At 73.2% G+C, this 21,946-nt stretch carries 21 protein-coding genes and 1 pseudogene; 8 read left to right on the top strand and 14 right to left on the bottom strand.

Features of this window, described 5'->3' with window-relative positions; translation table 11 throughout:
* Positions 1-11: 11 nt before the first annotated feature.
* The 8 genes from AB0G20_RS23895 to AB0G20_RS23930 all read right to left on the bottom strand — a co-directional run bounded on the left by AB0G20_RS23895 (position 12) and on the right by AB0G20_RS23930 (position 8,247).
* Positions 12-722, bottom strand: a complete 711-nt coding sequence (locus tag AB0G20_RS23895) for a phosphoadenylyl-sulfate reductase (RefSeq protein WP_361305706.1) — start codon at positions 720-722, stop codon at positions 12-14.
* Complete coding sequence (locus tag AB0G20_RS23900; RefSeq protein ID WP_361305708.1) at positions 719-907, bottom strand: hypothetical protein; 189 nt, start codon at positions 905-907, stop codon at positions 719-721. Before AB0G20_RS23900 ends, AB0G20_RS23895 begins: the two co-directional genes overlap by 4 nt.
* Entirely contained in the window at positions 904-2,601 is a 1,698-nt protein-coding gene (locus tag AB0G20_RS23905; protein WP_361305710.1) for a nitrite/sulfite reductase, read from the bottom strand. The genes AB0G20_RS23900 and AB0G20_RS23905 overlap by 4 nt, the downstream gene beginning before the upstream one ends.
* A gap of 129 nt (positions 2,602-2,730) precedes the next feature.
* A complete protein-coding gene (locus tag AB0G20_RS23910; RefSeq protein WP_338117313.1) occupies positions 2,731-2,814 on the bottom strand; it encodes a putative leader peptide in 84 nt (27 codons plus the stop codon).
* Between the two features lie 126 nt (positions 2,815-2,940).
* Positions 2,941-3,513, bottom strand: a complete 573-nt coding sequence (locus tag AB0G20_RS23915; protein ID WP_361305712.1) for a GNAT family N-acetyltransferase — start codon at positions 3,511-3,513, stop codon at positions 2,941-2,943.
* 67 nt (positions 3,514-3,580) lie between these two features.
* Positions 3,581-4,894 (bottom strand): hypothetical protein, encoded by a 1,314-nt coding sequence (locus tag AB0G20_RS23920; protein ID WP_361305714.1) that lies wholly within the window; start codon positions 4,892-4,894, stop codon positions 3,581-3,583.
* A 175-nt stretch (positions 4,895-5,069) separates the two neighbouring features.
* Positions 5,070-6,347: a GAF domain-containing protein gene (locus AB0G20_RS23925; RefSeq protein WP_361305716.1), complete on the bottom strand. Its 1,278-nt coding sequence runs from the start codon at positions 6,345-6,347 to the stop codon at positions 5,070-5,072.
* 265 nt (positions 6,348-6,612) lie between these two features.
* Positions 6,613-8,247, bottom strand: coding sequence for an acyl-CoA dehydrogenase family protein (locus AB0G20_RS23930; protein ID WP_361305718.1), 1,635 nt, complete (start codon positions 8,245-8,247; stop codon positions 6,613-6,615).
* Between the two features lie 110 nt (positions 8,248-8,357).
* Between AB0G20_RS23930 and AB0G20_RS23935 the strand changes: the two genes are divergently transcribed.
* Positions 8,358-9,524, top strand: coding sequence for a YihY/virulence factor BrkB family protein (locus AB0G20_RS23935; protein WP_361305720.1), 1,167 nt, complete (start codon positions 8,358-8,360; stop codon positions 9,522-9,524).
* 12 nt (positions 9,525-9,536) lie between these two features.
* Here AB0G20_RS23935 and AB0G20_RS23940 read toward each other — a convergent pair whose 3' ends face one another.
* Positions 9,537-10,406, bottom strand: coding sequence for an NmrA family NAD(P)-binding protein (locus tag AB0G20_RS23940; RefSeq protein WP_361305722.1), 870 nt, complete (start codon positions 10,404-10,406; stop codon positions 9,537-9,539).
* An 81-nt stretch (positions 10,407-10,487) separates the two neighbouring features.
* On the opposite strand from AB0G20_RS23940, the gene AB0G20_RS23945 reads away from it, so the two are divergent.
* Positions 10,488-11,423: an AraC family transcriptional regulator gene (locus AB0G20_RS23945; RefSeq protein WP_361305724.1), complete on the top strand. Its 936-nt coding sequence runs from the start codon at positions 10,488-10,490 to the stop codon at positions 11,421-11,423.
* Between the two features lie 219 nt (positions 11,424-11,642).
* Complete coding sequence (locus tag AB0G20_RS23950; RefSeq protein WP_361305726.1) at positions 11,643-12,332, top strand: helix-turn-helix domain-containing protein; 690 nt, start codon at positions 11,643-11,645, stop codon at positions 12,330-12,332.
* On the opposite strand, the gene AB0G20_RS23955 is transcribed toward AB0G20_RS23950, so the two are convergent.
* Entirely contained in the window at positions 12,312-12,716 is a 405-nt protein-coding gene (locus AB0G20_RS23955; RefSeq protein ID WP_361305728.1) for a VOC family protein, read from the bottom strand. The genes AB0G20_RS23950 and AB0G20_RS23955 overlap by 21 nt on opposite strands.
* A gap of 182 nt (positions 12,717-12,898) precedes the next feature.
* Between AB0G20_RS23955 and AB0G20_RS23960 the strand changes: the two are divergent.
* A pseudogene (locus AB0G20_RS23960) lies at positions 12,899-13,137 on the top strand (ThuA domain-containing protein); the annotation flags it as partial.
* 239 nt (positions 13,138-13,376) lie between these two features.
* Positions 13,377-13,916, top strand: a complete 540-nt coding sequence (locus tag AB0G20_RS23965) for a peptidoglycan-binding protein (protein ID WP_361305730.1) — start codon at positions 13,377-13,379, stop codon at positions 13,914-13,916.
* Between the two features lie 37 nt (positions 13,917-13,953).
* Here AB0G20_RS23965 and AB0G20_RS23970 read toward each other — a convergent pair whose 3' ends face one another.
* From AB0G20_RS23970 to AB0G20_RS23980, 3 genes are all read right to left on the bottom strand, one after another.
* Positions 13,954-14,379 carry a helix-turn-helix transcriptional regulator gene (locus tag AB0G20_RS23970; protein WP_361305732.1) on the bottom strand — a complete coding sequence of 142 codons (426 nt, stop codon included), beginning with the start codon at positions 14,377-14,379 and terminating at the stop codon, positions 13,954-13,956.
* A gap of 189 nt (positions 14,380-14,568) precedes the next feature.
* Complete coding sequence (locus AB0G20_RS23975; protein WP_361305734.1) at positions 14,569-14,991, bottom strand: Rid family hydrolase; 423 nt, start codon at positions 14,989-14,991, stop codon at positions 14,569-14,571.
* Between the two features lie 161 nt (positions 14,992-15,152).
* A complete protein-coding gene (locus tag AB0G20_RS23980) occupies positions 15,153-16,196 on the bottom strand; it encodes a substrate-binding domain-containing protein (RefSeq protein ID WP_361305736.1) in 1,044 nt (347 codons plus the stop codon).
* A 458-nt stretch (positions 16,197-16,654) separates the two neighbouring features.
* On the opposite strand from AB0G20_RS23980, the gene AB0G20_RS23985 reads away from it, so the two are divergent.
* Complete coding sequence (locus AB0G20_RS23985; RefSeq protein WP_361305738.1) at positions 16,655-18,259, top strand: carboxylesterase family protein; 1,605 nt, start codon at positions 16,655-16,657, stop codon at positions 18,257-18,259.
* A gap of 91 nt (positions 18,260-18,350) precedes the next feature.
* Here AB0G20_RS23985 and mmuM read toward each other — a convergent pair whose 3' ends face one another.
* A complete protein-coding gene (gene mmuM / locus AB0G20_RS23990) occupies positions 18,351-19,262 on the bottom strand; it encodes a homocysteine S-methyltransferase (RefSeq protein ID WP_361305740.1) in 912 nt (303 codons plus the stop codon).
* Between the two features lie 130 nt (positions 19,263-19,392).
* On the opposite strand from mmuM, the gene AB0G20_RS23995 reads away from it, so the two are divergent.
* On the top strand, positions 19,393-20,802 hold the full coding sequence (locus tag AB0G20_RS23995) for an amino acid permease (RefSeq protein ID WP_361305742.1): 1,410 nt from the start codon (positions 19,393-19,395) through the stop codon (positions 20,800-20,802).
* A gap of 9 nt (positions 20,803-20,811) precedes the next feature.
* Positions 20,812-21,930, top strand: coding sequence for an aminoglycoside phosphotransferase (locus AB0G20_RS24000; protein ID WP_361305744.1), 1,119 nt, complete (start codon positions 20,812-20,814; stop codon positions 21,928-21,930).
* Positions 21,931-21,946: the final 16 nt, after the last annotated feature.

Below are 21,946 nucleotides of genomic sequence, written 5' to 3' on the forward strand. Positions count from 1 at the left end.
AATCGTCGTCGTCATCCGTGCAGCCCGCACTCGGTCTTGCTGCGGCCCGCCCAGCGTCCGGCGCGGGCGTCCTCGCCCTCCAGGACGCGGCGGGTGCAGGGGGCGCAGCCGACGGAGGCGTAGCCGTCCATCAGCAGCGGGTTCGTCAGCACGCCGTGCTCGGTGACGTACGCGTCCACGTCGTCCTGGGTCCAGCGGGCGATCGGCGAGATCTTGACCTTCTGCCGCTTCTCGTCCCAGCCGACCACCGGGGTGTTCGCCCGGGTCGGGGACTCGTCACGGCGCAGACCGGTCGCCCAGGCCTGGTAGTCCTTCAGGCCCCGCTCCAGCGGCTCGACCTTGCGCAGCGCGCAGCACAGGTCGGGGTTGCGGTCGTGCAGCTTCGGGCCGTACTCGGCGTCCTGCTCGGCGACCGTCTGGCGCGGGGTGAGCGTGATGAGGTTGACGTCCATCACGGCCTCGACCGCGTCGCGGGTGCCGATGGTCTCCTCGAAGTGGTAGCCGGTGTCGAGGAAGACGACGTCGACGCCGGGCATGGCGCGGGCGGCGAGGTGGGCCACCACCGCGTCCTCCATCGAGGAGGTCACGCAGAAGCGCTTGCCGAACGTCTCGGCCGCCCACTGGAGGATCTCCAGCGCGGAGGCGTCCTCCAGATCGCGGCCCGCCTGCTCGGCGAGCTTCTTCAGATCCTCGGCGGTGCGCTCTCGCTGAACGGTCGTCATATCTGTGCCCCTCCGGAATCGGATCGCTTCAGCCCCTGGGACAGCAGCCCCAGGAACTTCAGCTGAAAGGCCCGGCTGCACGCCGCGCATTCCCACGCGCCGTGCCTGCCCTCCGCTGCCTCGCTCGGACGCAGGTCCTCGTCGCCGCAGTAGGGGCAGTAGAACGGTGCCGCTCGCTCGCTCACGACAGGGCCTCCTCGCTGGCCCGCGCCGCCCACGCGGCGAACCGCTCGCCGTCCTCGCGCTCGGCCTGGAACCGCTTCAGGACGCGCTCGACGTAGTCGGGCAGTTCCTCGGAGGTGACCTTCAGACCGCGGACCTTGCGGCCGAAGCCGGCCTCCAGGCCCAGGGCGCCGCCCAGGTGCACCTGGTAGCCCTCGACCTGCTCGCCCTGGTCGTTGAGCATGAGCTGGCCCTTGAGACCGATGTCCGCGACCTGGATACGGGCGCAGGCGTTCGGGCAGCCGTTGAGGTTGATCGTGAGCGGCTCGTCGAAGTCCGGCAGACGGCGCTCCAGTTCGTCGATCAGCTGCGAGCCGCGCTGCTTGGTCTCGACGATGGCGAGCTTGCAGAACTCGATGCCGGTGCAGGCCATGGTGCCGCGCCGGAACGAGGAGGGCCGGGCGGTCAGGTCGAGCGCCTCCAGGCCCTCGACCAGCGACTCGACCTGGTCCTCTTCGACATCGAGGACGATCATCTTCTGCTCGACGGTGGTGCGCACCCGGCCCGAGCCGTGGGCCTCGGCGAGGTCGGCGATCTTCGTGATCGTCGCGCCGTCGACGCGTCCCACGCGCGGGGCGAAGCCGACGTAGAACCGGCCGTCCTTCTGCCGGTGCACACCGATGTGGTCGCGCCACAGCTGGGACGGCTGCTCCGGGGCGGGCCCGTCCACCAGCTTGCGCTTGAGGTACTCGTCCTCCAGGACCTGGCGGAACTTCTCGGCGCCCCAGTCCGCGACGAGGAACTTCAGGCGGGCGCGGGTGCGCAGCCGGCGGTAGCCGTAGTCACGGAAGATCGAGATGACGCCCTCGTAGACGTCCGGCACGTCGTCGATCGACACCCAGGTGCCCAGCCGCACGCCCAGCTTGGGGTTGGTGGACAGGCCGCCGCCGACCCACACGTCGAAACCGGGGCCGTGCTCGGGGTGCCGGACGCCGACGAACGCGACGTCGTTGATCTCGTGCACCACGTCCAGCACCGGCGAACCCGAGATCGCGGTCTTGAACTTGCGGGGGAGGTTCGAGTAGGCCGGGTTGTTCAGGACGCGGCGCTTCATCTCCTCCAGGGCCGGGGTGGCGTCGATGATCTCGTCCTCGGCGATGCCCGCCACCGGCGAGCCGATCATCACACGCGGGGTGTCGCCGCAGGCGGTGACCGTCGACAGGCCCACGCCCTCCAGCCGGTTCCAGATCTCGGGGACGTCCTCGATGCGGATCCAGTGGTACTGGACGTTCTGCCGGTCCGTGATGTCGGCGGTGCCGCGCGCGAACTCCTGCGAGATCTCACCGATGACCCGCAGCTGCCGCGTGGTCAGTGCCCCGCCGTCGATCCGGACGCGCAGCATGAAGTACTCGTCGTCCAGCTCCTCCGGCTCCAGGATGGCCGTCTTGCCGCCGTCGATGCCGGGCTTGCGCTGGGTGTACAGACCCCACCAGCGCATGCGGCCGCGCAGGTCGTTCGGGTCGATCGAGTCGAAGCCCCGCTTGGAGTAGATCGTCTCAATGCGTGTCCGCACATTGAGACCGTCGTCGTCCTTCTTGAACTGCTCGTTGCCGTTAAGCGGGGTGAAGTGTCCCGCGGCCCACTGGCCCTCACCGCGGTGACGGCTCACCTTGCGGCGGGGAGTCGCGGCGGCAGGCTTCTGCGGGGTGGCGGCCATGGTTGATACGTCCTTCGGGACAGGCGGGAATGCGGCTCTGACCTGCGCATGCGGGCGCATGGGCTTGGGGCGCGTCATTGCGCAGGAGTGAGGCAGGAAAGAAAGATGTCGGGCGCGGGCTGAGTGAGCTCAGAGCGCCGGACAGATGGCGCTGGACATGCGGCCGAGGTCGACGTGCCGCCGACTCACCAAGGCAATTCCAGTTCCAGACATGACGGAAGCGTGTCACGGCGATCTGGACAGAGTCCAGCTTCGTCCAAGATGCGGACACCCTTGTCTCGAAGAGCAAGACAAGGGTGTCGTTGGTCACATCGGGCGCCCCCGAGGTGTCCGTCCAGGTCAGACGGGGAACGCCCCAGGCCACGGTCCCGGAGCGGCGGCCTCCGCCTCCTCCTCGACCTTGGTGTCGAACAGCTTGAAGCCGCGCCGCTGGTAGTTGTCCATCGCGTGCTCGCCGTCCTTGCTGCAGGTGTGCAGCCAGACCCGCTTCGTCGGTGCCAGTCCCGCCCAGCGGTCCGCGAGGTCCCAGGCCCGGGCCACGCCGTACGACAGCAGGTGCCCACCGATGCGGCGGCCCCGGAAGGCGGGGAGCAGGCCGAAGTGGGTGATCTCCACGACCCCGTCGTCCTGGGCCTCCAGCTCCACGTACCCCGCGGGTGTGCCCCGGTCGTACGCCACCCACGTCTCCACGCCGGGCTGCTCCAGATGCTCCAGCCACCGCGCGTACGACCAGCTCAGCTGGTCGGTCCAGAGGATGTCACCGCCGACAGAGGTGTAAAGGAACCGGCTGAACTCGGGCGAGGGGACCTCGGAGCGGACGACCCGGACGTCCCCGTCCGGCGCGACGGCCGGCAGCAGGTCGGTAGGGGCGGTCTGCTCCAGGGACCAAGTGGTCACGGCGATGGTGGTCATGCGGGCCAGAAAATCATCTGACCTACTCGTCTGTCGATCGTCCCCGTGCTCCATGGGCGGGCGCCGGTCAGCCCAACGCCCTGTCGATGGACGTCAGTGGCAGCGCGAACAGCATCCGCCCCGACTGGGACCAGACCTCGCCGGTCTCCTCCCAGTAGGACAAGGAGCCCGACCTGCCGCTCCAGCAGTGCCGCGTCTCGTCCGTGCCGCACTCCGCCGCCCGCGCGCCGTCCGTGTCCTGGCGCCACAGCGTCCCGTGCCCGCCCGGGCTGCCCGCCGCACGGTCCAGGTACCAGCCCGAACGGCGGGCCAGCACCCCCCGCACGTCGGCCGTCTTCGTCTCGTACGCCTCGACCGGGGCCGCCTCGCCGGAGGAGTCGGTGGCGAGCAGGCCGGAGCGGTCCGGTTCCCGGCTCAGCGCGTAACGCCACAGCCGGGTGCGCCGGTCGGTGTCCGCGGGCACCCACTCGCTCGCGACCAGACTGTCGGGGGAGGTGCTGCGGTCCAGGGAGACGGTGGCCGGACGGGACGCGTCGTCCCCGCCGGGCAGGGTGTACGACCCGACGGCCGGCAGCACGAACCGGTACCCGTGCGCCGCCCAGCCGCCCCGCACCCGGCCGACCGCGTCGGACTCGACGGTGGCGCGCTGGATGCGGTCCATGTCGTACACGTACAGCGCGTCCCGGTCGCCCTCGCGGGTCGTCACCAGCAGCTTGTCCTGGTACCAGACCATGCCGGACAGCGGGGAGACCAGCCCCCGGTAGTCCCGCCCGTCGTCCACGGGGACGGCCAGCAGGGCCCAGGTGTAGCGGAGCGCGCCGGGGTCGTCGGCGTCGACGAAGGCGACCTTGGCCAGGCCCTGCCCGGGAGCCGGACCGTCCATGGACCCGCCCTCGGCGGCACCCCGGGTCCAGCCGGACAGGATCACGCGGTTGCCGCCCCAGCGGCCGTCGTCGTCCGCGTCGCCCGAGGTCGTGACCGCGCCGGCCCGCCAGCCCCGGGTGTCGGAACCCCCGAAGCAGTACGCGCGCGTGGCCGCCGGCTCGACCGGCAGGCTGTGCTTCTCGGCGGTCGAGCAGCCGGCCGCGTCCCGCAGGGGAAGGTCGGCGTCCTCCAGCACCGTGCCGACGCCGACGGGCCGGCCCATCTCCGACGCGAGCCGGTCCAGCCACTGCCCGGGCACCCGGTGCTCGGCCAGCGGCAGCCGCCCGGATCCGTCGGACGCGGAGACCGGCTTCAGCCCTCCGGGGGCGTCGGCGACGGTGGCCTGCGAGGCGCTGATCAGGGTGGCGGCGGCGGTGAGCGCGAGAGCCGTCCCGGCCAGGGTCGCGCGCAGCGCCCTGCCCCGCCTGCGCCGCCGGTGTCTGCCGCGATGCTTCATAACGTCCTCCCGAGACGGACCAACTGCGCCTGGTGATCCGTACGTTGACGGAGGAGCAGGTGGGGTGGTCCGTAGAGGGATGCTACGGCAGGTAGGCGGTGCGGGGGACGAAGACCCTGCAAATATGCGAAAGATGCACCCCTCGGGGCGGCTTGTACGGCACTCGGAGTGAACCTCAGGGCGCCGGTGCGGGTCTGCGCTGCCTGCTCACCGCGGGTGCGGCCGAGTGCGGCAGCAGATCCCGCGGGTCGTCCGGAAGCAGCACCTCGACCTCGGCGTCCTCGGCGAACCGGTACGGCCGGTGCTCCAGGAACGCCCCCAGATACCGCCGCACCCGCGACATCTCGGCACGCACCGTCACCGTGCGGGCCGGGTCCCCGAACACGTCCCCGGCCAGGCCCGAGGCGCTGCGGCCGGAGCGGTGGACGGCGAGGAGATACAGCAACTCCGCGTGCCGGGGGCTCAGTTCCCGGGTCCAGGAGCCCGCCCCGCCGAGCACCTCCACCGACCAGCGCCGCGCCTGTCTGAGGTCCAGCACGATCCTGGCCGGACCGCGCGGCACCGGCTCGTCGTCGGCCGCCCGCAGCAGCCAGCCCCCGGCCAGCGGCTCGACCGAGCACAGCCCGAGCGCCGGCAGCCATCTCGGGCCCGCCGACAGCGACTTCGGCAGGGCCACGCGCCGCTCGTACGGCATCCCGCTGACCGCGGCGGTCCAGCCGTCCGGGTCGACGACCAGGGCACGGCCGCCGAGCCGGGCCAGCACCGGCGCCGCCACCGCGCGCAGCCGCTCCAGCGACTCCGTGTGCATCTCCCGCAGCCGGGCCTCGGCGAGTTTGGCCACCGAGCCGACCCAGGCGAGCGTGGCCGGGTGCATCGTCTCCAGCGGGCCGCTCACGTCCACCACGCCGAGCAGCCGGCCGTCCCGCGGATCGGTCAGGGGAGCGCCCGCGCAGGTCCAGCCGGCCTGGGAGCGCACGAAGTGCTCGGAGGCGAAGACCTGCACGGGCCGGCGCACCACCGCCGGGGTGCCCAGACCGTTCGTGCCGACGACGTCCTCACGCCAGTCCGCGCCGAGTTCGAAACCGAGCCCGTCGGCCCTGCGCAGCACCGGAGGGCTGCCCTCGCGCCACAGCACCCGGCCGTCCTCGTCGGCCACCACCATGATGTGGTGGGCGACGTCCGCGGCCGCCAGCAGCCCCTCCCGCAGCACCGGCAGCACATGGCGCAATGCCGACGTCTCGCGCCGCCGCTGCACCTCCTCGCGGGACAGCGGATCCGCCCGGACGTCGTGCTCCGGATCGACGCCGCTGCGCATCATCCGCTCCCAGGACCGCTCGATCACCGGGCGCGGCGCCACCGGAGCGGGCTTCCCGGCCAGCCGGGCGGACCGGACCTCGCTGAGGACCCGGGCCGCGCGCGTGCTGTCGACGGCGGCCAAGTGCGTGACGTCCATACGCGTGCGCCCCCCCGGAGTCGCTTTTGACTGTCCGTCTCATAGTGCCGCCTGCCCGAGGAGTGCGCGCACGGTCCGCACACAGTCAGCAGCAAGTTGCAACCCCTTGCAACCCTGGTGGCACGGCCCGGCCGTGTCCGAAACTTGAGCGACGCCGTCCCGAGCGGCGTTCAGTGGCTCGAACGGGCCAGTGCGGCGGGGGTGGTGCCGTGTCGGCGCAGCACCACCCCCGCTCTCCGCGTACGCGAAGAGAACGCAGACCGGATCAGGACACCGGCCGGGCCCGCTCCACCACCGATGCCAGGTCCAGCGTGTGCGGCAGCGTCCCGAACGCCGCCCCCGCGTCGCCGCCGAGCCGCCCCGCGCAGAACGCGTCGGCGACCTGCGGTGGTGCGAAACGGACCAGCAGCGAGCCCTGGAGCACCAACGCGATCCGCTCCGCCAGCCGTCGCGCCCGCCCCTCCACGCCCTCCAGGTCGGCGAGTTCGGTCAGGAGGTTCTTGATGGCGGCGTCGAGGCGGTGATCGGCACCGCGCGCCTTCCCGACCTCCCGCAGGTACGCGTCCAGCGCACCCGGCTCCCGCTGCAACGCCCGCAGCACGTCCAGGGCCTGGACGTTGCCCGCGCCCTCCCAGACCGAGTTCAGCGGCGACTCGCGCACCAGCCGGGGCATCCCGGACTCCTCCACGTACCCGTTGCCGCCGAGGCACTCCGCCGCCTCCACGGCCACGGGCGGGCACCGCTTGGTCACCCAGTACTTGGCGGCCGGCACCGCGATCCGCAGCAGCGCCCGCTCCTGCTCGCCGCCGTCGTCACAGGCCGCCGCGAGCCGCAGCGCCAGGGTCGTCGCCGCCTCCGACTCGAGGGCGAGGTCCGCGAGGACGTTGCGCATCAGCGGCTTGTCGACGAGCTTCCCGCCGAACGCCTCGCGGTACGTGCAGTGGTGCACCGCCTGGGCCACGGCCTGCCGCATGAGCCCGGCCGAGCCGAGCACACAGTCGAGCCGGGTCGCCGCGACCATCTCGATGATGGTGCGCACCCCGCGCCCCTCCTCGCCGACCCGGCGCGCCCAGGTCCCGTCGAACTCGACCTCCCCGGAGGCGTTCGACCGGTTGCCGAGCTTGTCCTTGAGCCGCTGGATCCGGAACACGTTGCGCGTGCCGTCCCGGAGCACCCGCGGCACCAGGAAGCAGGTCAGCCCGCCCGGGGCCTGTGCCAGCACCAGGAAGCCGTCGGACATGGGCGCCGAGCAGAACCACTTGTGCCCGGTCAGCTCGTACGTCCCGTCCTCGGCGAGGGCCCGCGCCGACGTGGTGTTCGCCCGGACGTCGCTGCCGCCCTGCTTCTCCGTCATGCCCATCCCGAACAGCGCCCCGGCCTTGAGGTGCGCGGGCCGCAGCTCACGGTCGTAGACCATGGACGTCAGCCGCGGTTCCCACTCGGCGGCCAGGTCCGGGTCGGTGCGCAGGGCCGGCACCGCCGCGTGCGTCATGGACAGCGGGCAGCCGTTGCCGGCCTCGACCTGCGTCCACACCAGGAACGCGGCGGCCCGTCGCAGATGCCCGGCCGGGCGGTCCCAGGCCGCCGTCAGACCGGCCGAGACGCCCTTGCCGAGCAGCCGGTGCCAGGAGGGGTGGAACTCGACCTCGTCGACGCGGTTGCCGTACCGGTCGTGCGTGAGCAGCCGCGGCGGGTTCTCGTTGGCCATCCTCCCCCACTCCTGCACCTGCGCCGAGCCGGAGGTCCGGCCGAGTGCCGTCAGCTCGCCGAGGACCTCGTCGCGCAGGTCGGGTTCCAGATGCCGGTCGACCGCGGCGGCCAGGGCCCGGTCGGCGGAGAAGACGTCGTACCCGACCAGCGGCGGGACCTGGTTCGTCACGGTGTGGGTGCTGCCTGCCATGCTGCGAACGTACCCCGCGGTAGCACCTTGGTCACCAGCGTGGGCGGCCCGGTCCGCGAAGACCCGGCCTGTGGGTGAGTGGGGCCGGGCACGACGGATACCGTTAGGGGGTGCAGCCAGCAAGTGAAACCCCCGTCACGCCCTCCGGGCGCCTCCACCGGGCGCGGGCCCTCTACCGGAACGTCTCCAAGCGCAAGACCGCCTGGCTGTTGGTCAAGGACACCGTCAACTCCTGCATCGAGTACCGCATCCTGGGCCTCGCGGCCGAGGCGGCGTTCTTCACCCTGCTGTCGGTGCCGCCGCTGCTGCTGAGCATGATCGGACTGCTCGGCTACGTCGACGCCTGGACCGGCGCCGACACCATCGAGAGCCTCCAGGCCAACCTCCTGGAGGCCTCCCGCACGGTCCTGTCCGACCAGGGCGTCCGCGAGATCGCCCAGCCGATCCTGCACGACGTCATAAAGGGAGGCCGGCCCGACGTCATCTCCATCGGCTTCCTGTTCGCCCTGTGGTCGGGCTCCCGCGCGGTGAACGTCTTCATCGACACCATCACCGTGATGTACGGCCTCGACGGGGTCCGGGGCATCGTCAAGACCCGCCTGATGGCCTTCCTGCTGTTCATCGTGGCCCTGCTGATCGGCTCGGTCGCGCTGCCGCTGATGGTGGCCGGGCCGGACGCGGTGGTGCGGATCGTGCCGTGGTCGACGACGCTCGTGCAGGTCCTGTACTGGCCGGTGGTCATACTCCTGTCGATCGCCTTCCTGACGACGCTGTACCACGTGTCCGTCCCGGTCCGTTCCCCCTGGATCGAGGACGTGCCCGGCGCGCTGGTCGCCCTCGGCATGTGGGTGCTCGGCAGCTTCCTGCTGCGGATCTACCTGACCAGCACGGTCGAGGGCCCCACGATCTACGGCTCCCTCGCCGCGCCCGTCGCCGTGCTGCTGTGGATCGGTGTGTCCGCGTTCGCCGTGCTCGTCGGGGCCGCGGTCAACGCCGCCATCGACCGGGTCTGGCCGGCCGCCGCCACGGCCGCGGCCCGCGAGGCCAACGAGCGGCTGCGGCAGGCCCAGGTCGCCGAGTACGTCGCCCGCGCCACCGCCGCGGGCGATGCCGACCCCGACATGCCCTCCGAGTTCCCGGAACGCTGGTCCCGCTTCCTGCCGCCGGAGGACGTGTCGGCCCGCCTGCGCACCCATGTGAAGAGCACCCACGTGAAGAACGCCCACGTGAAGAGCACCCAGGTCAACGGGGAGGGGAAGCCGCGCGAGGACAAGTGACGGGCGCCGGTCTCAGGCCTTCCAGGTACCGGCCGCGGCCTCCTCGCGTACGAAGTCGCCGAAGTCCCGGGGCGCACGGCCCAGGACCTCCCGCACGCCGTCCGAGAGGTGCGCGTTGCGGCCGTCGAGGAGGGTGTCGAAGATCTCCGTCATACTCGCCACCTCCTCGGGCGGCACACCGAAACCGACCAGCGCCTCTCCGTAGTCCCGCGTCGAGACCGCCCGGTACCGCAGCGGGCGCCCAGTCGCCCCGGCGATCTCCGCGACGGCCTCACCGAAGGTCAGCAGCCGCGCCCCGGAGAGGGTGAGGGTCCGGCCCGCGTACCGGTCGCCGGAGGTCAGCACGCTCACCACCACGTCCGCGATGTCCCGCACGTCGAGGAACGGCTCGCGCACCTCGTCGGCAGGGAAGACCAGCTCACCGCGCTCCCGCAGCTCCGCCACCAGTGGCCCCTCACTGAAGTTCTGCGCGAACCAGGCCGCCCGTACGACCGTCCACTCCGCCCCCGAGGCGCGCAGAGCCTCCTCGGTGGGCAGGGCCTGGTCCTCGCCCCGCGCGGACAGCAGCACCAGCCGCCGCACCCCGAGCCCGACCGCCTCCCGCGCCAGGGCGCCGACCGCCTCGGCGGCGCCCGGGGCGCCGACGTCCGAGGGGTGGGCGAGGTAGGCCGCGTCGGCACCGCGCAGGGTGTCCGCCCAGGTCGAGCCGTCCCACCAGTCGAAGCCCGTCGCCCGCGAAGCCGCCCGGACCGTGAGCCCGGCCGCCTCAGCGGCCCGCGCCACCCGGCTCCCGGTACGCCCCTTGGCGCCCGTCACCACCACCGTCGTGACCTGTGTGTTCCGTGTTGTGCTCTCAGCCGTGTTCTCCGCTGTGTTCGTCATACCGTCGAGTCAACTGCCGTACGCCGCACGGAACCATCGCTGAACGGCTCATTCCCATACGCCCGCGTCTACGCTGGCCGCATGGACGCTCTCGCCGGTCTGCTGGAGGGGCCCCGCGCGCGGGGCGCGTTCATGATCAGGGCCTGCTTCGACCCGCCGTGGGCGGTGCGCGTGGAGGACCGGGCCCCGCTCACCGTGATGCTCGTCGCCCGCGGCGAGGCCTGGATCGTGCCCGACCGGGGCGAACGGACGCGGCTCAAGGCAGGGGATCTCGCCATCGCCCGCGGCCCGGACCCGTACACCTGCGCAGACGACCCCGACACGGCACCGCAGGCGGTGATCCTGCCGCACCAGGAGTGCCGCTACCCCGACGGACGGCCCCTCAACGGTTCCATGGACCTCGGCGTCCGCACCTGGGGCGACCGGCTCGACGGGGACACCGTGATGCTGATCGGCACCTACCCGATGCAGGGCGAGGTCAGCGGGCGGCTGCTCGACGCCCTGCCGCCGCTGCTGAGCCTGCCGTCCGACGTGTGGGACTGCCCGCTCACGCCGTACATCACCGAGGAGATCGTCCGGGACGAACCCGGGCAGGAGGTCGTCCTCGACCGGCTGCTGGACCTGCTGGTCATCGCCGCGCTGCGCGCCTGGTTCGCACGACCCGAGGCGGAGGCACCGGCCTGGTACCGGGCCCTCGCCGACCCGGTCGTCGGCGGCGTCCTGCGCCTGCTCCAGGACGACCCGGCCCACCCCTGGACCGTCGCCGCGCTCGCCGCGAAGGCCGGGGTGTCCCGAGCCGCCCTGGCCCGCCGCTTCACCGGCCTGGTGGGCGAACCCCCGATGACCTACCTCACCGGCTGGCGCCTCGCCCTCGCCGCCGACCGCCTGCGCGACTCCGCCGACACCCTCGACGCGGTGGCCCGCCGGGTGGGCTACGGCAGCGCGTTCGCCCTGTCGACGGCGTTCAAGCGGGTGTACGGGGTGAGCCCGGTGGAGTACCGGGGGCGGGTGGCGTAGCGGCACGGGGACGCGCGGGCGCGGCAGGACAGCGGGCACGTCGCGTTCCCGGCTGACGGCTGACGGCTGACAGTTGGCGGCTGTCGGCTTGAGCGGGCGATGTCGGTGCCGTGGCCGACTCGCCGGTTCCGGCTCCCCGGCTCCCCGGCGGTCCGGCGGTCCGGGGCACGGCCCGGCCGGGCCCGGCGCCCTTCCGTCCGGCGGCGTAGCCTGGCCCCTGTGTACGTGGAGCGGGCGTCGCGGCTGCCCGGGGCGGTCGTGTGGACCAACACCCCGTCCCGGCCCGGGGTGGGGCGGGTCCTGCCCGACGGGTGCATGGATCTGCTGTGGCACGACGGGCGGCTGATGGTCGCCGGGCCCGACACCCGTGCGTACCTCCCGGACGGTGCGACCGGCCCCTGGGCCGGGGTCCGCTTCTACCCGGGCACGGCCCCGGCCCTCCTGGGCGTGCCGGCGCACGAGCTGCGCGACCGGCGCGTCGAGCTCGCGGACCTGTGGCCGGCCTCGCAGGTGCGGCGAATGGCCGATCGTGTGAACGCGGCCCCCGACCCGGCGAGCGGCCTGGAGGACCTGGCGCTGCGGCAGGCGGCCGGTGCCGAACCCCCGGACCCGCTGCTCCGGCAGGTCGTCACCGCCCTCGACGCGGGCCGTCCGGTCGCCGCCACCGCCGACGAACTCGGCTTCGGCGCGCGCCAGTTGCACCGCCGCTCGCTGTCCGCCTTCGGCTACGGCCCCAAGACCCTGGCCCGCATCCTGCGGCTGCACCGCGCCCTCGCGCTGGCCCGGACCGGTGTGGCCTTCGCGGAGACGGCCGCCCGGGCCGGTTACGCGGACCAGGCCCATCTGGCCCGTGACGTGAGGGAGTTGTCGGGCCTGCCGCTGGGTGAGCTACTCGGCAGCGGTGGCTAGCGGGGCGAACAGGTCCACCCCGTTGCCGTCCGGGTCGTGCACGACGGCGTACCGCTGCCCCCAGAAGGCGTCCCACGGCTTGAGCTCGCCGTGGTGACCCGAGCCGACCAGCTCCCCGTACAGCGCGTCCACCTCCTCCGGCCCCTCGCACCGCAGGGCCAGCGAGGTCCGGCCCCCGCCCGCGGGTGGCTGCCACTCGGGCAGGAAGGAGCGGACCGTCTCCTCGGTGTCGAACAACAGCCGCAGCCCGCCGGGGAGTCCGGCCTCGGTGTGCGGCTGGTTCTCGGCGCCGTCCGGGAAGGCGAACCCGAGCCGGCGGTAGAACGCGACGGAGGCGGCCATGTCGGAGACGACCAGGCCGATGGCATCGAATCGTGCAGTCATGGAGCCACCGTAGGCAGGCCCGCGACGCCCGGTCTTGAAGAAAACGGACGCCCGTGCCGGACGCCCCGCGGTGGCCGTTCGGCCGTGACGGGCCCGAAAGTTTCGGTCGCCGCAACAGCCTCCCGGCGGCCCCGGATCTCCTGGGTTCGGATGCCATGGCGGCCCGACCGCTCGTCGCCCGGCATCCGCGCGGCCGGGTCCGCGTCCTGGCCACCGCCGACGAGTCCTCCTACGAGGGCGGCGGCATGGGCGCCGCCCCCTGGTCCCTCGCCGCCGCCCCCTGGTCCGGTACCGCGACCACGGGGCGGGCCGCGTCTTCCACACGGCCCTCGGGCACGCCCGCGAGGCCTACGAGGACCCGGCCTTCCGCGCCCACCTCCTGGGCGGCATCACCTGGGCGGCCCGGCTCCCGCTGCCCTGAGCCGCGCGGGCCTCGCCGCCGCGCCTGCCGCCGTCCGCCCCCGACCTGGGTCGGCCCCCGGCGACCCGCCCCCGCACGGGACGCCCGCAGCCCCGTGCGTGAACCGTCCCTGGGCGGTCCGGGGCCGCCGGCAGGGCTCGCCGTGGGACCGCCGGCCCGTGACGCTGTGCCGTGCCAGACGAGACGAGCCGCCCCAGGGGAAACCTGCCGGGGGACGGCGGTTCGGAAAGGACAACCGCATGAGCATGCGCAATCGGGCCGTGGCGATGATGACGGCCGTGGTGCTGGGGGCCGGGGGGACCGGCATCGCCCTGGCTCCGGCGGCGAACGCCGCGCCCGCCTACTTCGGCATCGACGGCAAGGGCGCCGTGACCAACGACTGGGAGGACGAGGAGAACCTCGGCGTCGACGCCTACTCCAGGGGCAACGCCGTCGCCCTGTGGGAGACCGTGCTGTGGGCGGACGGCGCCGAGTGGGAGGACGAAGAGGGTGAGTGGCAGCCCTTCAGGAAGAGCCGGATCGACGGCTCCTTCGGTCCGGAGACCGAGTCGGCCACCCAGTGGTGGCAGAGCCGGCACAACCTCCCCGAGACCGACGGCACCGTCGACAGCGAGAGCTGGGACTTCGCCCAGACCCGGCTCCAGAGCCTTCCGGGCAACATCGTCCAGTACAAGGGCCTCGTGCGGAACGTCAACTTCAAGCGCGTGGGCGGCAAGTACCAGGTGAAGCTGAAGAACGTCGGGCCGTGGAAGTACGCCCACTACCGCACGCTCGGCTGAGCGACACCGTCGCCGGGGGAGCGGAAGGCCTTGACGGTCACCCGCTCCCCACCGGCAGCACCCACAACAGCCCGGCCAGCAGCACGACGATGACCGCGAACGACACCAGGGCCGCCGCCCGCCAGCGCCGGTACTCGGCACCGGCCGGCGGCGCGTCCGCCACGGGCTCCACCGGCCCGGCCGCCATCGCCGCCCCGTGCGGCCACGCCTGGTCGGCCATATCCCACAGCGCCAGCAGCCGCGCCTGGTCCGCCCCCGCCACCCGGCACAGCGCCTGCACCGCTCCCCGCGGCGGCTGCTTGGCCCCGCTGAGATACCGCTGCCACGACGACTTGCTGTAAGCGGTCCGCCGGGCCAGCTCGGCGAGGCTGAGACCCGTACGGTCCTTCAAGGCCCGCAGCTGCTCGACCAAGTGCCGCGCCTCCCTCGGCAGTACGTCCGGAAGCGGCCGCCAGCGTGTCATGGTCGTCCCCCAACTGCTCGCCGCCGCCCCGCCCCCGGACACCGGCCCCTCCCCACCGCATCGTTCGACGCCGGCCCGCCCCGGCCAGTTCCCCCCGACGGCGGGCGCGCGACGCGCACGAGGGGGGTGCGGCGGACACCCGCGCGACCAGGGACCGGCGTCCCGTGCGCCCCGCGAGGGCCGGGTCCGTCAGGCCCCCTCCGGCACAGCGGGCCGTACCGCGACCGCGTCGACCTCGAACAGCATCCCCGGCAGCGCCAGAGCTGCGACCCCGCTCAGCGTCTGCGCCGGGAGCCGCTCCCCGAAGCGGGCGAGCAGGGCCTTGCCCAGGATCTCCAGCTTGCCCGGGTCGTGGTCCACGATGTACGTGCCGAGCCGTACGACGTGTTCGTAGCCGAGACCCACCCCCTCCAGGGCTGAACGCAGCCGGTCGAAGGCCAGCTCCACCTGCGCCGCGAAGTCGCCCGGCACCGGCGCGCCGGTGGCGTCCGAGGCGTACTGGCCGCCGATGAAGACGGTTTCACCCGGTGCAGACACGGCGTGGCTGTAGCCGAAGGGCGTGGGATCGTGGAGCGTGGCCGGGTTGGTGATCGTGCGCTGGTCGCGCGTCATGACCGGCGGTCCTTTCGCTGAGTGCGGCCGCCGCCACACCGGCGGCGGACCTGACACACCAGCCAACTCCCCGCCCGTGTGGGCGCATTCCCCACCGGCACACCGTCGACCCACGCGCACCACGCGCGCCCGCCGCTCGCAGCAGGCGGTTTCCCGGGCACCTACGCGCGGGGCACCGCGGTGCTCGCCCGTTCCACCAGCCGCGTCGACAACTCCGTCCGCGTGCTCTCCGGATGATGGCCGTCCATCATGCGCAGTAGCGACCGCAGGGCCGTCGCGGCCATCTCGGACAGCGGCTGGCGGACGGTGGTCAGGCCGGGGGAGGCCCAGCGGGCCTCGGGCAGGTCGTCGAAGCCGACCACACTGATGTCGTCCGGGACCCTCAACCCCCTTTCGGCCAGGGCCTCGTAGACACCCAGCGCCATCCGGTCCGAGCAGACGAAGACGGCGGTCGGCGGCTCGGGCAGGTCGAGGAGTTCCCGCATGCGGCGGTGGGCCACGCCCTCGTCGAATCCGGCGTGCCGGACGTACTCGGCGCGGTGCCGGACCCCGGCCGACGCGAGCGCCGAGCGGTACCCGGCGACCCGCGCGCTGCTGCACATCGTGCGCCGGGAACCGGCGATGACGGCGACCCGCTCGTGCCCGAGCGACAGCAGATGCTCCGTGGCCGTGAGACCGCCCTGCCAGTTCGCCGCTCCCACCGAGACCACGCCCTCCGGCGGTTCCTGCACCGGGTCGATCATCACGAACGGGATGTGGTGCTGCTCCAGCCACGCGTACTGCGAGTCGCTGAGCTCGGCCAGGTTGAACAGGACCCCGGAGGAGCCCCGGGCGACCAGCTTGTCCAGCCAGCCGCGCTCCGGGCGGCCGACCCGGGAGCGGATCAGCGCCGCCGACACGACGACCTCCAGACCCGCGTCGTGCGCCGCCTCCTCCACCCCGTGCAGCACCGCGCCCGACCAGGAACTCTCCAGCGAGTGCACGACCAGATCGACCAGCCGGGGCGGCTTCGCCGCGTCGAAGCGGGGTCTGCGCACGTACCCGAGCCGGTCCAGTGCCTCGGTCACGCGGCGGCGGGTCTCGGGGGCCACGTCCTCGCGGCCGTTGACCACCTTCGACGCGGTCGGCACCGACACCCCCGCCTCGCGCGCCACGACCGCCAGCGTCGGACCGGCAGCCACGCTCGCACTCGCCGTACGGACCATCGGGAACCCACCTCTCCGGCCCGCCCGAGGGCCGTGGAAAGTTTCGACCAGCGCTGCACACGGCGGTTACGAGGTCCGACCGGGCAGAAAGCGCTTCCTACTGTAGATGCGGCGCAGGACGGCGGGAAGGGAGATGAATTCACTGCTTCACGCCGGTCAAAACTTTCGAAACCCCGAACAACGCCCTCAGCCGGGTGTGCAGGTCAGCCGAAACCCGGTGAAGTCCGCCGTGAACCGCGCCAAGGTCAGGGGCGCCGCGGGCGACGACCCCTGGGCCTCCGGCCGGCGGAGGCTGACCGTCAACTCCCGGCACCACCGGCGGCGGTTACGACCAGCTCGGGTTCGGCACCCTGATGTACGCCAAATAGCGGTCAAGGCGGCTCGTTCACCGGAATACCGGTGGACCATGAGGTGCTCTGGTAGCACCGGTGCGAGCGCGGCGAAGGGCTGGTGGGCGCATGACGGCAGGCCGGACGGATCCCGTGGTCAGGAGCCCGTACGGGGCCGTACGCGGCAGGTACGAGAGGGGCGTCGCGGTCTTCCGCGGCATCCCGTACGCGGCGCCCCCCTTCGGTCCCCGCCGCTTCCGCCCGCCCGTGCCCCTCCCGCCCTGGGACGGCGTCCGCGACGCCGCCGCCTTCGGCCCCACCCCGCCGAAACCCCCGTACTCCGACGCCTTCGCGCACTACCTGTCCGACCCGGTCGTGCCGGGCGACGACTGCCTCAACCTCAACATCTGGACCCCGCAACCGGCCCCCGGAGCACGGCTCCCCGTCCTCGTCTGGCTGCATGGCGGCGCCCTGACCAGGGGTTCGTCCGCCGTCCCCGTCTACGACGGCCATGCCTTCGCCCGCGACGGCGTGGTCTGTGTCTCCATCAACTACCGGCTCGGCGTCGAGGGCTACGGACTGTTCCCGGACACGCCCCCCAACCCCGGACTGCGCGACCAGATCGCCGCCCTGACCTGGGTGCACGAGGCCATCGAGACCTTCGGCGGCGACCCCGGCCGCATCACCCTCTTCGGTCAGTCCGCCGGGGCGATCAGCATCGGCGCCCTCATCGCCGCCCCGCAGACCCAGGGTCTGGTCCGCCGGGCCGTCCTGCAGAGCGGGCCGCCCGAGGCGTCCGAGCGGGCCAAGGTACGGCGGATGGTCCGCCGTATGGCCTCCCGGCTGAAGATCCCCGCCACCGCCGAGGCCTTCGCCGCCGTCGACCGCGAGCTGCTGCTGCACACCCAGGCCGAGGTGGGCAAGCTCAGCAGCCCGGTGGTCGGCGGCCCCGCCTTCGGTATCGTCATCGACGGCGACACCGTCCCGCGCGACCCCCTTCAGGCCCTCACCGAGGGCGGCGCCGCCCCGGGCGTCGAACTGCTGACGGGCTGGACCCGCGACGAGTACCGGCTGTGGCTGGTCCCGGGCGGTCTCATGGACCGCGTGGACCGCCTCGGAGCCGTCGCCTTCGCGGGAGCCATGGCCCGCTGCCACTGCGGCAGCGAGGTCCCGCGCGGCTACCGCGCCCTGCAGCCCGAGGCCGGCACGGCGGACGTCGTCGGCCAGCTGGTCACCGACCACCTCCTCCGCATCCCCCTGCACCACCTGGCCGACGCCCGCACGGAACCCTCGTACGTCTACGAGTTCGCCTGGCCCTCGAACCTGCCCGACCTCGGCGCCTGCCACGCGCTGGAGCTGGGCTTCGTCTTCGACACCGGGGAGGCCCTGGAGTCCCGCAAACTGGCGGGGGAGGGCGCGCCGCAGGAGCTGGCCGACGCGATGCACACGGCGTGGGTGCGGTTCGCGACGGACGGCGACCCGGGCTGGGAACGCTGGGACGACACGCACCCGGTGCGGGTGTTCGGAGACCGCGCACCGGACGCCGAGGACGCGACGGCCTACACGGCCTACGGCCCCCGGGACCGCGAACTCGCCCTCTGGAAGGCCGACGCCCTCAGGCCCCCGGAACCCACACCCACGGCGGTCCCGGCCGACGTGTCTCCCACCCGCGGTACGGAACTGCGGTCAGCCGTGCGGCGACTCCGCCGCTCCGGCGCCCTCCGACGCCGCTGACGGCGCCCACCCGAGGGAGGCGAGCAGCGGAGAGGGGAGGCGGAGGAGGGGTGCGCGCGGACCGCCCGGGCCAGTGCGGGGGGCCGTCGCGCTACGCCGCCCCCAGTGCTCCCGCGATGCCCGCGATGCCGTCCGGCCCCACCCGGCAGCAGCCGCCGATCAACCGGGCCCCTGCCTGCTGCCAGCCCTTCACCTGGCCGACGGTGAAGGTCGAGCGGCCGGCCCAGGCGCGTGCCTCGGCGTCCCAGGTCTCGCCGCTGTTGGGATAGACGACGACCGGCTTGCCGGTGACCCGCGCCGCCGTCGCCGCCGCGGCGTCCACATCCTCCGGCGCACAGCAGTTCACCCCGACCGCGATCACCTCGTCCGCCTCGGCGGCCAGGGCGAAGGCCTCCTCCAGCGGCTGCCCGGCGCGCGTGCGGCCACCGGCGACGGAGTACGTCAGCCAGGCCGGCACCCCGAGCCCGCGCACCGCCCGCAGCAAGGCCGTGGCCTCGTCGGCGTCCGGGACCGTCTCCAGCGCGAGGACGTCGGGCCGGGCCGCGGCCAGCACCTCCAGGCGCGGCCGGTGGAAACGCTCCAGCTCGTCCACGCTCAGCCCGTAGCGCCCCCGGTACTCCGAACCGTCCGCGAGCATCGCCCCGTACGGACCGGCCGAGGCGGCCACCCACAGGGGCCGCGAGACACGCGCCCGCCGGGCCGCCTCCCGGGCCGACTCCACGCTCAGCGCCATGAGTTCGGCCGCCCGGTCGTGATCGATCCCGCGCTTGGCGAACCCCTCGAACGTGGCCTGGTAACTGGAGGTGATCGCCACGTCCGCACCCGCCCGGAAGTAGGCGAGGTGCGCCTCGGTCACCGCCTCCGGCTGTTCGGCGAGCAGCCGCGCCGACCACAGCTCGTCGCTCAGGTCGTGCCCGGCCGACTCGAGCTGGTTGGACATGCCGCCGTCGAGGACGACCGTCCCGGCGGCGAGGGCTTCGGCGAGGGTGAGGGTGCTGGTCATGCCGACGACGGTAGTCGAGAAGCGGCGGCCGACCCCAACCGGTTGTGTCCAGTGTATGAACAGATCGACCAGCATGTGGGACGACGGGTTACGATCACGGCCCTCCCCCTCCGCTTGTACAGGAACACCCATGACCGTCCCCCGCCCCTCCGAGGCCGCCGAGCCCGCCGGCCCCGAATCCCCCGAGTCCCCCGAGCCGGCCACGGCCGCCGCGGCCCCGGCTCCCCGTCGCACCTTCGGCCTCGCCGCCGCCACGGCCCTCGTCATGGGCAACATCATCGGCGGCGGCATCTTCGCCCTGCCCGCCACCGTCGCCCCGTACGGCACGATCAGCCTGCTCGCCTTCCTCGTGCTCTCGGTCGGAGCCGTCCTGCTCGCGCTGCTCTTCGGCAGGCTGGCGCGGCGCAGCCCGGTCACCGGCGGTCTGTACGTCTACCCGCGGGACGCCTTCGGCGAGTTCGCCGGGTTCCTGTCGGCCTGGTCGTATTGGACGATGTGCTGGGTCAGCATCGCCGCCCTGGCCGTCGCGGTCGTCGGCTACGTCGACGTCCTGATACCCCTGCACGGCAACCACGTCCTGCAGGCCGCCGTCGCCATGGCCGCCCTGTGGTTGCCCGCCGCCGCGAACTTCGCGGGCACGCGCTGGGTCGGCACGGTGCAGGTCGTCTCCACGATCCTGAAGTTCGTGCCGCTGCTCCTGCTCGCCATGGTCGGCCTGTTCTTCGTCGACGCGGACAACTTCGGCCCGTTCAACGCCTCCGGCCAGAGCGTCTCCGGCGCGCTCGCCGCCTCCGCCGCGCTGCTGCTGTACAGCTTCCTCGGAGTCGAGTCGGCCGCGGTCAGCGCGGGTGAGGTCCGCGACCCCGAGCGCACGGTCGGCCGGGCGAGCGTCCTCGGCACCCTGGCCTCAGCCCTCGTCTACGTCCTCGGCACGATCGCCGTCTTCGGGCTGGTCCCGCACGACCGGCTCGTCGACTCGGGCGCCCCCTTCGCCGACGCCGTGAACGCGATCACCGGCGGCGGCTGGGGCGGCACCGCCATCGCCCTGGTCGCCGTCGCCTCGATCACCGGCTGCCTCAACGGCTGGATCCTCATGGCCGCGCAGATGCCGTACGCCGCCGCCCGCGACGGCCTCTTCCCCGCGCCCTTCGCCCGCCTCGGCAAGGGCGGCGTCCCCGGCTTCGGGGTGTGGGCCTGCGCGGTCCTCGGCAGCCTCCTCATCGCCCTCAACTACACGGCCGGCCCGGACACCACGTTCCGCGTCCTCGTCCTGATCACGACGTTCACCGGCTGCGTGCCCTACCTGCTGTCGGCGGCGGCCCAGCTGTACTGGCTGGCCCGCGGCACCCGCGAGCGCGTCCGCCCCGCCGGCCTCGCCCGGGACCTGACGGTCGCCGTGCTCTCCTTCGGCTTCTCGTTCTGGCTGATCGCCGGTGCCGGGTACGCGGCCGTGTACCAGGGCGTGCTGTTCCTCTTCGCCGGCATCCCGGTGTACGTGTGGCTGCGGGGACGCAAGGACACGGCGGAGGTGTCGGCATAGCATCGGGGGATGCCCGAGGTCGCTGCAGCGCATGCCGAAGTACGTGAGGTCCTGGGAGTCCCGGCGCGGAAGGCGGGGTTCGAGCCGCTCACGCACAATCCGTGGAACGGCGTCACGGCCGGGGTGTGGCGGGTCACCGGCGGCGACCGCTCGGCCGTCCTGAAGGTGCTGACGCGGACGAAGGAGACCGAGGTCGCCTGGTCGGCGTCCAACGACCCGCGGCACTGGAACTTCTGGCGCCGGGAGGCGTACGTCTACCGGTCCGGCCTCGCCCAGGTCTGGCAGCGGCAGGGCATCCGCGCACCCCGGCTGCTGGAGTGCGTCGAACGGCCGGACGGCGACGTGGCGTTGTGGCTGGAGGACATGCCGGGCGGACCGGCGACCGCCTGGCCCCTCACCCGCCACATCGACCACGCCCACCGCATGGGCGCCGCACAGGGCGCGGTGGGCGCGGGGGAGGACGCCCCGTGGCTCTCGCAGCGCTTCCTGCGGGACTACACGACGGGGAGGACGACAGGTGAGGCCCTGCTCGACGACGACGAGGCGTGGCAACACCCTCTGATCCGGCGGCACTTCCCGCCCGGCCTCCGCGACGACATGGTCCGCCTCCACCACGACCGCGAGTGGTTCCTCACGGTCATGGAGTCGCTGCCCCGCGCCCTCTGTCACCTCGACCAGTGGCCGGCGAACGTCCGCACCGGCGGCGCGGGCACCAGCGTCCTGCTCGACTGGGCGTTCACCGGTGACGGCGCCCTCGGGGAGGACCTCGGCAACTACCTCCCGGACTGCGTCTTCGACCTGTTCGTCCCGGCCGCCGAGCTGCCGGGCCTGGCCAAGGCGGCGTACGACGCCTACGTGCACGGACTGCGCGAGAGCGGCTGGCGCGGAGACGAACACCTCGTACGACTCGGCGTGTGCGCTTCCGCGGTGAAGTACGACTGGCTCACGGCACTGATGCTGGCGCGGGCGGACGAGGAGCAGGTGGCCTACGGCGGCGAGGGCGCCGTCGCGGCCGAACTCCGCTACCGGGAACGGGGCCTGACCCTGGCGTACCTGGCCGAATGGGCGGCCGAGGCACGGCTGCTGGCTCCCCGACTCGGGTTTCCCGAGGCCCCGAGCGGCCGCTGAACCGCGGGACGGAACG

It is taken from the genome of Streptomyces sp. NPDC024017, from assembly GCF_040638895.1.
Lineage (GTDB): Bacteria > Actinomycetota > Actinomycetes > Streptomycetales > Streptomycetaceae > Streptomyces.